The sequence below is a fragment of the Vibrio sp. 10N.286.49.C3 genome (genome assembly GCF_041469545.1).
Lineage (GTDB): Bacteria > Pseudomonadota > Gammaproteobacteria > Enterobacterales > Vibrionaceae > Vibrio > Vibrio tasmaniensis_A.
This window is the reverse complement of the sequence record NZ_JBFRKT010000048.1, coordinates 46,155-57,702: the sequence shown is the minus strand read 5'-3', so window position 1 is coordinate 57,702 and position 11,548 is coordinate 46,155. Positions and strand designations below refer to the sequence as shown.

The 11,548-nt window shown below is 42.5% G+C and carries 9 protein-coding genes; 3 read left to right on the top strand and 6 right to left on the bottom strand.

Features of this window, described 5'->3' with window-relative positions:
* Positions 1-58 precede the first annotated feature (58 nt).
* Together yciH and AB4180_RS18115 are read right to left on the bottom strand one after the other, a co-directional pair.
* Entirely contained in the window at positions 59-370 is a 312-nt protein-coding gene (gene yciH, locus AB4180_RS18120) for a stress response translation initiation inhibitor YciH (RefSeq protein WP_009845368.1), read from the bottom strand.
* Positions 371-374: 4 nt separating this feature from the next.
* On the bottom strand, positions 375-746 hold the full coding sequence (locus AB4180_RS18115; protein WP_029222765.1) for a DUF3319 domain-containing protein: 372 nt from the start codon (positions 744-746) through the stop codon (positions 375-377).
* Between the two features lie 100 nt (positions 747-846).
* Between AB4180_RS18115 and AB4180_RS18110 the strand changes: the two genes are divergently transcribed.
* Complete coding sequence (locus tag AB4180_RS18110) at positions 847-1,815, top strand: tyrosine-type recombinase/integrase (protein WP_102250452.1); 969 nt, start codon at positions 847-849, stop codon at positions 1,813-1,815.
* 199 nt (positions 1,816-2,014) lie between these two features.
* On the opposite strand, the gene AB4180_RS18105 is transcribed toward AB4180_RS18110, so the two are convergent.
* The gene (locus AB4180_RS18105) at positions 2,015-3,010 is read right to left on the bottom strand and encodes a D-alanine--D-alanine ligase (protein ID WP_102250453.1); all 996 of its coding nucleotides are present in this window, start codon (positions 3,008-3,010) and stop codon (positions 2,015-2,017) included.
* Positions 3,011-3,189: 179 nt separating this feature from the next.
* The gene (locus tag AB4180_RS18100; RefSeq protein WP_102250454.1) at positions 3,190-3,753 is read right to left on the bottom strand and encodes an SPOR domain-containing protein; all 564 of its coding nucleotides are present in this window, start codon (positions 3,751-3,753) and stop codon (positions 3,190-3,192) included.
* Between the two features lie 216 nt (positions 3,754-3,969).
* On the opposite strand from AB4180_RS18100, the gene AB4180_RS18095 reads away from it, so the two are divergent.
* Positions 3,970-6,651 carry a bifunctional acetate--CoA ligase family protein/GNAT family N-acetyltransferase gene (locus AB4180_RS18095; protein WP_102250455.1) on the top strand — a complete coding sequence of 894 codons (2,682 nt, stop codon included), beginning with the start codon at positions 3,970-3,972 and terminating at the stop codon, positions 6,649-6,651.
* On the opposite strand, the gene AB4180_RS18090 is transcribed toward AB4180_RS18095, so the two are convergent.
* Positions 6,643-7,530 (bottom strand): LysR family transcriptional regulator, encoded by an 888-nt coding sequence (locus tag AB4180_RS18090; protein WP_065679020.1) that lies wholly within the window; start codon positions 7,528-7,530, stop codon positions 6,643-6,645. The two genes, AB4180_RS18095 and AB4180_RS18090, sit on opposite strands and share 9 nt — an antisense overlap.
* 224 nt (positions 7,531-7,754) lie before the next feature.
* On the opposite strand from AB4180_RS18090, the gene AB4180_RS18085 reads away from it, so the two are divergent.
* On the top strand, positions 7,755-9,893 hold the full coding sequence (locus tag AB4180_RS18085) for a TonB-dependent hemoglobin/transferrin/lactoferrin family receptor (protein WP_102250456.1): 2,139 nt from the start codon (positions 7,755-7,757) through the stop codon (positions 9,891-9,893).
* Between the two features lie 423 nt (positions 9,894-10,316).
* On the opposite strand, the gene galE is transcribed toward AB4180_RS18085, so the two are convergent.
* Entirely contained in the window at positions 10,317-11,330 is a 1,014-nt protein-coding gene (gene galE, locus AB4180_RS18080) for a UDP-glucose 4-epimerase GalE (protein ID WP_009845377.1), read from the bottom strand.
* Positions 11,331-11,548 lie beyond the last annotated feature (218 nt).

Genomic DNA, 11,548 nt, shown 5'->3' with positions numbered 1-11,548 from the left:
TTTAAAATGGGATTGACAGATAATAATCTTCGATTTTACCCCTGGCATTAGTTAGAGCTTAACCGCCAGCAAATTTAACTTTGTAGCCTTTCTTTTCAAGATGCGCTTTTAGCTTGTCACGAGCGTCGCCTTGAATCTCGATGTTGCCATCTTTTACTGAACCACCGCAGCCACACACTTTTTTCAGTTCCGCAGCCATGAGTTTTAATGGCGCGTCATCTAGGTCTAAGCCTGTTACGATAGAAACGCCTTTGCCTTTACGGCCTTTGGTTTCTTTTTGGATTCGAACAATACCATCACCTTTAGGGCGCTGGACTTTCTCTTCTTCAGGTTTAATACGACCTGTTTCAGTTGAATATACTAGGCTCATAATTTTACTTCTTTTGCTGTGCTGCTTTTTGTTTTGCGAGTAAGAAAGCCTCTATATGACGCTGGATTGCAATCTTGCCACCTTTAATTAGGCGCCCGTTAAACATGCAATACCAAGCGTTAGGCTCACCGCTATCATTTTTAATTTGGTAACCATGGAAGTTTTCAGCTAAGCCACCACCAGACGCTCTCGACTTGTTTAACGCTGTGAATTCTTTCGGGTCAATAAGGGTCGCAGTATCAATCCACCAATCAATACTCTTTTTCACAGCAGGTAAATTGCCTTGAATAATGTTGTTTTTTAGCTTGGCACGCCAAACGGTGTTGTTTGCATCCGCTGATTGTAGAGGAACGCCTCGGTAAACTGAATTTGCCATATCCATTGATCATCGTTTTGTTTTCATTACGTTAATCATAAGTATACTTCTAATGATATCAAGCATAATATGGCAAAAACACCTGTTGAGGTACGGTAATTTGAGAAAAAAAGTCCCTATTTTATCGGACTCTGTGATAATTAATTCATTTGTTGAAAAATTAAACAGCCACGCGACAATTGAAATTATAGATGAGTTAACAGGATATCAGTACTCTCGAAACTCCTTGTTGGGTATCTACAGTGATTGGAATCGCTACCATGCGTTCTGTACTAAAAATCGTATCAACACACTCCCAGCATCCATCACTGCTGTTCGGCGTTTTCTTGAGACTGAATCCAGTGAAAGAAAATTCTCGTCTTTGAAACGTTACACTGCAACACTTAGCTTGTTGCATACTGTGTTGAGCTTTGCTAACCCAATCAAGCATAGGCAAGTTCGTTTTACCCTGCTCCACTTGCAATCTCGAATGGCTGGCGACTCTAAACAAACCAATGCCATGACATCCGCACACCTTACTGAGTTAAACACGTTATTTTCCCATGAGAAATCGAGCTTAAAAGAGATCAGAGATATCGCGATTTATAATGTGATGTTCGAGTGTGCTTTAAAGCGATCTGAACTAAGGGCGTTGTCGATGGATAATGTGGAGAGCGTTGAGAATGAGTACCAGATTACAATAAAAAATTCAGTGTATAGGCTATCGCGAGTAGCAAGCGCCGCACTTGAGCGTTGGTTTTCGTTTACTGGAACACAAGACGAGTTGCCTGTATTTCGTGCGATAGACAAACATGAAAATATCAGTCTACAACCTTTAGATGATTCGTCGATCTACAGAATATTGAGAAGAGCAAGTGACTTACTTCAATTGGCTGACAACCACCATTTCTCCGGGAACTCTATTCGTGTAGGTGCCGCACAAGAACTGTCGAAACAAGGCCTTAAGGTGAGAGAAATCCAAGATTTTGGTCGTTGGCTCAGCCCTGCAATGCCTGCACAATATGTGGGTTATTCGGGTACCTCTGAGAGTGAGAAGATGAAGTTTAAAGCACTAATCCCTTGGCAATGAGCTGATGGCTTTGTTAAGAGGCGGCTTGTTTATCTACGGTTTTTTATAGGCAGATTGTTAATAAACTGCTTAGTCAATCAACTGACTTTGCAAACCAAAAACTTCCGACTTAAAAACAAATAGCGCCTTGGCTGGTAAGCTCAAGGCGCTATTTGTTATCTAATGAGTTATATAAAACGGCTAAGATATTTTGGGTGAACTAAGAAATGCTTGTTCTCACGCAGTTCTCTAAGAACTGGCTGAATTTGTGGCCGTCATGTTCAACCATTTTTGGGAACATGGAAATTGGCGTCATACCTGGGAAGGTATTCACTTCGTTCAGGTAGATCTCATTGTCTTGTGTTAAGAAGAAATCGATACGAGACAAGTGACGAAGCTTCATCTGCGTGAATACCTTGCGGGCGCTATCTGCAATCAATTCACGCTGTTCATCGGTTAAGTTAGTTGCTTCAACTTCAGTAATTGAGTGGCTGTCTGCACTGTACTTCTCTTCGTAAGAGTAAAATGCGCCATTAGGTGCAATCACCTCGCCTGGCTTGCTTATCTGTAGCTCGCCATCGATTTCATAAGCGGCAACTTCTAGTTCTCTTGGCACCACGGATTTCTCAATAAGCACTTGATCAGAGAAGGTAAATGCTTTGTTGATTGCTTCACTTAATTCTTCTACTTGATTGACTTGGTAACAGCCAACGGAAGATCCCTGACGAGCCGCTTTGACGAACACTTCCCCCCAACTTTCAAAGGCTTGTGTCGCCTGTGCATGAGCTTGTTCAGTGTTGTCGGATAAGAACAGATAAGGCGTATTTGGGATACCCAGAGCGTCGTACCAAAGTTTTGATGTGATTTTATTGAAGCTGTTGTTGCTTGCTTCAGAACCACAACCTAGGTACGGAATCTTAGCCATTTCAAACAGTGATTGAATATCACCTGTTTCGCCAGGGAAACCATGAATACATGGAACAATGAAATCGACTTTAGATTCTAAGTTGTCGCCACGTAAGGTTTGATCGTTAATATCAAGATAAACCAACTCACCCGAATCAAGACACCAGCCTTCGTTTTTAATTTCAACTCTCACAACGTTAAAATCTGCAACGCTATTAAGTTGTTCAAAAAGGTAATTGGCTGAAACGATTGACACTTCATGCTCTGAAGATCCACCGCCGCAAAGTAGAAGGATGTTTGTGGTGTTCATGGGTAAATTCGGTCCTTGAAACTAGGAATACTGACTTCAATGATAAACAAAAGTCGAAATAGGTACAGTGTTTTGAATGCTAAAATTGTCATCTAAGGAGTGAGCGATTAACTATTAAACAAAACTAACCGTCATAAAACAAAAGAAGGAGCATTTGCTCCTTCTTTATGATTTAAAACTTAGTTTAACTTGTTAAGCGTTGGGTATTCAGAGTTCTTGATATCATCAATGCTCTTAACGAATGGCTTTAAGTTTTGAAAACTGCTCGGCAAAGATGAAATCGCCTTTTTAGCGTCTAAGCGTGTCGCGTAGTCACCGTAAAGTACAGTGAACCACTTCGTGCCGTTAACCATTTTGTAGTTTTCCCAAATTGGCTGGGAAGTGGTTGGTAGCATTTTTACAAAAGAATCGACTTTGGCTTGGCTGCCAACAGCAACAACTTGAACTGTGTAACCAAAGCGTTGGTTCATGTCTTGTTGCTTCTTGGTTGGAGCTGTAATTGTTGCAACCGGCTTAGCTCTAGTCGTGTGAGTGATTTTTTGTTCTACAGGTGTTGTTCTGACAACGTTGGCCACGTTCTCTTCAACAACAGCAGTCTGCTCAGATTGAGATACAACTGGAGCTTCAACTTTAGCCGTTTTGAACTCTTCTTGATAGCTATCTGAGGTTACATTGGTCACGTAGTTGTCAGATACACATGCAGCCAAGAGCAGTGGCAAAGTCACAATTGCAAGTTTTTTCATGGAAAGCTCTATATCCTTAATAATAATTACTATAAATCATGCCGATACGTCGGTTTAGAATCAAGTTAACTTTGAGATTATACACCATTAGTGGGTGACCTATTTCACAAACTTTATGCAGTGTCTGCTTATTCATCTTAATTCGGTGAATTTGCCATCAACCCGTGAATGAAAAGTAAGTTACGATGAACTTACGTGCATTGCTAGGATATGTCTATGAATCATCTTGATCCCCTACTTAAACCCCGTTCAATCGCTGTTGTTGGTGCATCTCAACGAGAAACGCGTGCAGGATATATCGTCATGAACAATTTGTTGCACGGGGATTTTAAAGGTGCGGTGATGCCAGTAACACCAAAATACGATTCTGTCGCAGGCGTCCTCTCTTACAAAAACATCTTGTCGCTACCTATCGTGCCTGACCTTGCTATTTTGTGCACTAATGCGACACGCAATGTGGCTATTTTTGAAGAGTTGGCCGAGAAAGGCATCGCTTCCGTCATTGTGCTCTCCTCCGACATGCAACAGCAAAGTGATAGCGGTGAAACGTTTGATGAGAGATGTATTGCAATAGCCAAAGCAAACAATATTCGGGTACTTGGTTCCAATAGCTTGGGAGTTATTGTCCCGTGGTTAAATTTGAATGCCTCTTTTTCTCCGGTGACGGCGCTGCCAGGTAAAATCGCCTTTGTTTCTCAATCCGCTGCAGTGTGTACAACTATTCTAGATTGGGCGAACGATAAAGAGATCGGCTTCTCGGCGTTTATCTCGATAGGTAATGGCAGTGACATAGAATTCTCAGAGCTGTTGGATTATCTGAGTACCGACTCTCACACCGAAGCAATATTGCTTTATGTTGATAGTATTAAAGATGCGAGGCGCTTTATCTCTGCTGCGCGTGCTGCGTCACGTAATAGACGAATTCTAGTGTTAAAAGGCGGACGAACCGCTAAAGGCCGGGCGGCGGCCATGCTACATACTGGCGGTGCCGATACGTTAGATATTATCTATGACTCAGCGATCCGACGCAGCGGCATGTTACGAGTTAAGAACTTACATGAACTGTTTGCAGCGGTAGAGACTCTGACTCATTCAGTGCCATTGCGTGGAGAGCGCTTGGCCATTGTGACCAACGGCGGCGGCCCTGCGATCATGGCGGTGGATACCCTTTTTGACCGTGGTGGTAAGCTTGCCGAGTTTTCTGAAGATACGCTAGAGAAACTCAATAAGGTTTTACCATTGAGTTGGTCTCAGAGTAATCCAATCGATATTGTTGGTGACGCCGGTGAGCAACGTTATATCGATACGATAAACATCTTGTTAGATGGTGATGAAGCGGATGCGATTCTTATCATGCACAGCCCTTCTGCGATCGCACATTCAGCTAAAACAGCTGAGCGAATTATTGAAGCCATTAAAAAGCATCCTCGCCACAAGCGATTTAACATCCTAACGAATTGGTCTGGCGAGCTAACAGCAAAGCCAGCACGAAAGTTGTTTACCGAAGCAGGGTTCCCAACCTATCGAACACCTGAAAGTTCAGTGGTCGCATTTATGCACTTGGTCGAGTACAGACGTAACCAGCGTCAGTTAATGGAAACGCCAACCACAGCAGAAAAAGTCCATATTGAAGATCTAGCAGATGCAAAAAATTGGATAGAACGTCAACTACTGGATAAAGACACAGTCAGCCTTGATACGCATCAAAATAGCCAATTTTTCAAGCACTTCAACCTAGATGTATTACCAACTTGGATAGCTTCTGACCCAAGTGAAGCGGTACATATTGCTGAAACGATTGGTTACCCAGTCGCAGTTAAACTACGTTCGCCAGACATTGCCCACAAGTCGGACGTGCAAGGTGTCATGCTTAATTTAAGAAACAGCAATGAAGTCGCCAATGCGGCTCAGGCGATTCTCGATCGCTCTCAACTGTCGTTCCCTACTGCGCATATTCATGGCTTGTTAATTCAAGGAATGGCCAAACTTGCCGGCGGGCAGGAGCTACGTGTAAAAGTGACAACGGACGAAACCTTTGGTCCCATCATTTTACTTGGTCAAGGAGGTTCTGAATGGGATGAATCCATTGACGCTGCTGCAGCTTTTCCACCACTCAATATGACACTGGCGCGTTACTTGATCATTCGAGCGATAAAAAGTGGCAAGATTCGTCTGCAAAAACTACCTAACCCGATTGATATTGAAGGTCTCTCTGAATTGTTGGTGCGTATATCTCAGATGGTAGTAGATTGCCCTGAAATACATGATTTGGATATCCATCCAGTACTGGCCAACGGAGACAAGTTCACGATATTAGATGCCGATATCATATTGAAAGCATACCAAGGCGATCCTCAAGAACGTCTTGCGATTCGCCCTTATCCAGTCGAATTGGAAGAGAATATCGTACTTAAAGACGGCACTGAGGTGTTGTTACGCCCGATCCTTCCTGAAGACGAGCCGCTTCATGCTGATTTTATTCATCGTGTATCCAAAGAAGACCTTTACAAGCGTTTCTTTAGTGATGTGGGTGAATTCAATCATGAGGCGTTGGCTAACTTTACTCAGATTGACTTTGATAGAGAAATTGCATTTGTGGTCGTTCGAAAGGAACAAGGCGTACCCGCGATTATTGGCGTATCGAGAGCGTTGATTAACCCAGAGAACACCGATGCAGAGTTCGCTATTCTGATACGTTCCGATCTGAAAGGCGTCGGATTAGGCCGCATTTTGATGACTAAGGTTATTGACTACTGTCGTACAAAGCAGACCAAGCAGATGTCGGGCATGACGATGCCGACCAACCGAGGGATGCTGACACTAGCCCAGAAGCTGGGCTTTGAGCTAGATATCAGTTTTGAAGACGGCACTGCAGATATGGTGTTGCCGTTACTTTAACGCCCATGTTTTTTTTAGGTGTTGAATACACCAAGACTTGGCGTCGCCCATTTTGTTACGTCGCCAAGCCATTACGATGTCGATAGGCTGTGGTTCGGTACCCGAAATTTGTTGTAGAACGCCAGATTCAATCAAAGGTTTAGCTACACTATTCGGTAAGGTGCCGATCCCTAACCCTGCAGTTAGAGCCTCTACCTTGGCTGGGAAGCTTGTTACGGTTAAACGTGGCTGCTTTTCTAGAATATTGATGCTTAATGCAGGTTGGTCACGCGCTGTATCTGCAATTGCGATAACCCTGTAACTTTCCCTCGCCTTTTGGTCGAAATCACCAGATCGCTTATGAACATAGTGATTCGATGCTGCAACCCATACCATTTCCATCTTACCGATAATGTCACTTTTCATATCGTTTGGTATGGTGTCAACCTTTGGGCACACCAATAAATCAGCTCGGCCGTCTGAAAGAGATTCCCAACATCCAGCTAGAATCTCTTCTTGTAATCGAACCCTAGTTTTACTTATTTTTCCGAGTTCATCGACTAATGGGAAGAAATTAGCAATCGGAATAATGCCATCAAAGGCAATCGTTAAATCCAACTCCCAGCCATTAGCAAGAATACTCGCGTCATTAACGAGCTGTTCAGTGGCACCAAGAATGATCCTTCCTTGCTCTAATATTAACTGCCCCGCTTCCGTGAAATTTGCACGGTGGCCTGAGCGATCAAAAATCATAATATCTAAGTCTTGTTCTAGCTTCTGGATTTGATAACTCAATGAAGAAGGTGCTCGGTCCATTTCATTAGCCGCTGCCGCAAAGCTTCCACGACGATCAATGGCATCTAATATGTGTAAGGCTTCAAGTGTTATTGGGCTATGCATAACTTTCCTACTTTGTAAGTGAGATCTAAATCACAAAAAGAGAAGCATTCACATGGTGAATGGAACTGAAAAACTCTTTTTAATACATGTGTTTAATAACGCTAATTATGAATTAGTTGATAATATTGAAAATTATTTAAATGCAAATAATAGTAATTATCATTTAGATCCAATATCATCTTTCGCAAATCAAGATGATATTATGGAACTAAGGTAACTATCAGATGTATAAGCAATCCCTACTCTCTGCTTCAATCGTTTTAGCGCTTTCATCAACATCAGCCTTTGCTGAAGATTATGCCCTATTTGACGAGGTTGTTGTATCAGCAACGCGTACCGAACAAAACAAAGAAGACGTTTCAAGCTCAATTGAGTCTGTCTCTGCAAAAGACATAGATAATCAAATGTCTAGCGACATAAAGCAAGCTCTTCAATACACGCCAGGAGTAGAAGCTCAAGGCGGTGGCCGTTTTGGTATTTCAGGCTTTAACATCCGCGGTGTTGAAGGTGATCGCGTTAAACTTATGGTAGATGGAGTTCAACAACCTACACCATATAACCCTGGCGCTTCTGAGCAACGTAAATATTCGAATGCGATCGAAGTCGATACATTAAGTGTCATAGAGGTGAATAAAGGCCCTGCTTCTACGCTTTACGGTTCAGATGCCATTGGTGGTGCAGTACTGCTAAGAACTAAAAATCCAGAGGATATGCTTAGAACTGACGGGGATGAAAACCGTTTTGGCATCAAATCTACCTATACATCTGCAGATGAACAGTTCAAGAACACAGTTTCTTGGGCGATGCGTAAAGATAAGTTAGAAACGATCGTTATGGCGACATACGCTCAAGGCCACGAGACAGAAACTCATTCATCAGGAAGCGAAGTTCAAGGTCCTGATCGTGGTGCAGAGAACCCGGCAGATACGGAATTAAGTAATATCCTAGCCAAAGCATTCTACAATGTATCAGATTCAAATAAGGTTGGTATTACGGTTGAGCATTACCAACGTCAATATGATGAAGATGAGCTAAACTACAATGGCTATCAGCTTATGCCAGGCTTTGTATATACTGATAATTACAACAAAGACACCAACAAACGTTTTCGTGCAACATTGGAACAACAGCTTAAACTAAGCTCTTCAATTGCTGACTCTTTAGACTGGTCTCTAAGTTACCAAGACTCAAGTTCTCTGAATAAAAACTACGATACAACTCGCTTCAACGGACGCCGACTTCGTGAGCGTGATGCATCAGATGTAAACATGCAGCTTGATACACAGCTTTCTAAGTTAGTGAATATCGATGGTGCGGATCACGAATTCACATATGGTTTCACATACCTGCAGAATGACTTTGAACTAGAAAATTACGACCATAAGTTTGACCGAGGCACTGTTACACCGGGTAGCACTGGTATTCCTGATGCAGAAATAACGCAATGGGGTGTGTTTGTTCAAGACCAAGCATTTTTCATGGAAGACAAGTTGATTGTAACTGGCGGTCTTCGTTATGACTCATTTGTTGCTGACCCATCAACGGATGAAGGCTACAAGACTCAATATGAGAAGAATAAAGATGACGCCGTCACAGCTAAGCTAGGTTCAGTTTACCACATCAATGACAACCTATCGGTATTTGGTCAAGTTGGGCAAGGGTTTAAAGCACCTTCAGTTTACGACCTCTACTACTTCTACACTCGAGGTGCCATCATTGAAGCTAACCCTAACTTGAAAGCCGAAAGAAGTATCTCTTACGAGCTTGGCCTTCGTGGCAATAATGAACATGCTCGCTTTGAACTAAGCACTTTCTACACAGATTACTCTGATTTCATTAACCAGACGAAATCGGGCAAACAAGGCGGTAAAGACGTATACACCAAAGAGAACTTAGATAAAGTAACTATCTATGGTGCAGAGCTTTCGTCAACGATTAACCTTGACACCCTGTTAGACGCACCATTTGGAACCTACACTCGTTTAGCGGTCGCTTATGCTGATGGTGAAGATAAATCTACAGGTAAATCCATTGATTCAGTAGCACCACTAACGGGTACGCTAGGTCTTGGTATCGAACGCGAGACTTTCGGTTCAGCTTTAAATGTTAAGATGGTTGCTGCGAAAGATGAGTGGAACTCTGATGACAACGTAAACGTGGCTGGATACACAGTTGTTGATTTGACTGCTTATTACCGCCCTGTCACGGATTTAACCTTGCGAGCGGGTCTATTCAACGCATTAGACAAAAAATATTGGCTGTACAATGACATGTCAGGCCGTGGGCACGATTCTAAGTTCAACACCGATATTAAGTCTCAGCCGGGTCGTAACTGGGGTATATCTGCAAACTACGAGTTCTAACTGGTTAGAAATCTAGTTCGTTGTAGAGCTAAGTTTATTGAAGACCTAGGTGATTAAAGATCTAGGTCGTTCCAAAATAAAGCCATACAAAAAATACTGTAGAAATTAAAAAGCCAGCTTACGATAAGCTGGCTTTTGTTATTTCACTAAAAGTTGTATCAAAAAGGGGTAAAGTGAAATTATTTCTCTGCCATTTCTTTCTTAACCATTACTGCAGCAGCAATGATGAAAGTGATGATTAGGCCTAGTTCCATGATTAACTCCAAAGAAAATTAACATTAAACATATAATTCGCGAGCATGATAACAACAACCGATACAGAATGATACTTTTTAACCACCAAATCACTTTTTATTCGATTTAGATCAAAAAAGATGCCCTAGAGCATCTTTTTGTACGTTAACTATTCATGAAATCACTCAATCAACCAGGGAAACCATCAGGATTTGTTGATTGCCAGCGCCATGTATCTTCAGTCATTTCAGCCAGTGTGCGTGTCGCATTCCACCCCAGTTCTTTCTGAGCTTTCGCTGGGTCGGCCCAACACTCTGCGATATCTCCTGGACGACGCTCAACGAGTTTATAAGGTATCGCTTGGCCGCTCGCTTTCTCGAAGGCTTTAACCATATCTAATACACTTGAACCGTTGCCAGTACCTAGGTTATAGATGTGAAGACCGTCTTTACGCCCTACTTTCTCAAGTGCTGCAATGTGTCCATCAGACAGATCCATAACGTGGATGTAATCACGAACACCAGTGCCATCCTTTGTTGGGTAATCACTACCAAATACAGATAGGAATTCACGTCGGCCAACTGCAACTTGAGATACAAATGGCATTAGGTTGTTTGGAATACCACTTGGGTCTTCACCGAGTTCACCACTTGGGTGTGAACCTACGGGGTTAAAGTAACGTAATAACGTAATGCTCCAATCGGGGTTAGCCTTTTGGAAGTCAGTTAAGCACTCTTCAACCATGAGCTTGCTACGACCGTAAGGATTGGTTGCGCTTGTGGGAAAATCTTCTGTGATAGGAACACTAGCAGGATCGCCATAAACCGTTGCTGAAGAGCTGAATACTAATATTTTTACGTCAGCGTCACGCATTGCATCGACAAGGACTAACGTGCCATTTACATTGTTATCGTAGTATTCGAGAGGTTTGGCAACAGATTCGCCAACCGCTTTCAGGCCCGCAAAATGAATAACAGCTTCAATATTGTGTTGCTTCATGGTTTCAGTTAAAAGCGCTTTATCACGAATATCACCTTCAATGAAATCAGGACGAACGCCAGATACTTTTTCGATACGTTCTAAAACGCTTGGTTTACTGTTATACAAGTTATCGAAAAGTACAGGTGTCATACCTGCGTTAATCATCTGGATACTTGTGTGGCTACCAATGTAACCCATGCCACCTGTAACTAAAACATTCATGTTTAGCCGACCTTTAATTAAAACCACTTAACGTATCACTTATGATACAACAGCTTAGGGTTGAGTCACAAACGCCTATGGCAGATACACTGCACGAGAGAACAAAAATCGACCGGTGCGTTTCGCTTAGCCGTTCCTTCATTGCCAACCTTCAGAGTTACATCAATGTCGCCATATGATTCATCACCCTATGTTTGCTCCATAAACTGGAAACAAAG

Excerpts from the sequence above, each read along its gene's own strand:
- galE (WP_009845377.1), bottom strand. The coding sequence starts at position 11,330 with ATGAATGTTTTAGTTACAGGTGGCATGGGTTACATTGGTAGCCACACA.
- AB4180_RS18100 (WP_102250454.1), bottom strand. The coding sequence starts at position 3,753 with ATGAAAAAACTTGCAATTGTGACTTTGCCACTGCTCTTGGCTGCATGT.
- AB4180_RS18115 (WP_029222765.1), bottom strand. The coding sequence starts at position 746 with ATGGCAAATTCAGTTTACCGAGGCGTTCCTCTACAATCAGCGGATGCA.
- AB4180_RS18095 (WP_102250455.1), top strand. The coding sequence starts at position 3,970 with ATGAATCATCTTGATCCCCTACTTAAACCCCGTTCAATCGCTGTTGTT.
- AB4180_RS18105 (WP_102250453.1), bottom strand. The coding sequence starts at position 3,010 with ATGAACACCACAAACATCCTTCTACTTTGCGGCGGTGGATCTTCAGAG.
- AB4180_RS18090 (WP_065679020.1), bottom strand. The coding sequence starts at position 7,530 with ATGCATAGCCCAATAACACTTGAAGCCTTACACATATTAGATGCCATT.
- yciH (WP_009845368.1), bottom strand. The coding sequence starts at position 370 with ATGAGCCTAGTATATTCAACTGAAACAGGTCGTATTAAACCTGAAGAA.
- AB4180_RS18085 (WP_102250456.1), top strand. The coding sequence starts at position 7,755 with ATGTATAAGCAATCCCTACTCTCTGCTTCAATCGTTTTAGCGCTTTCA.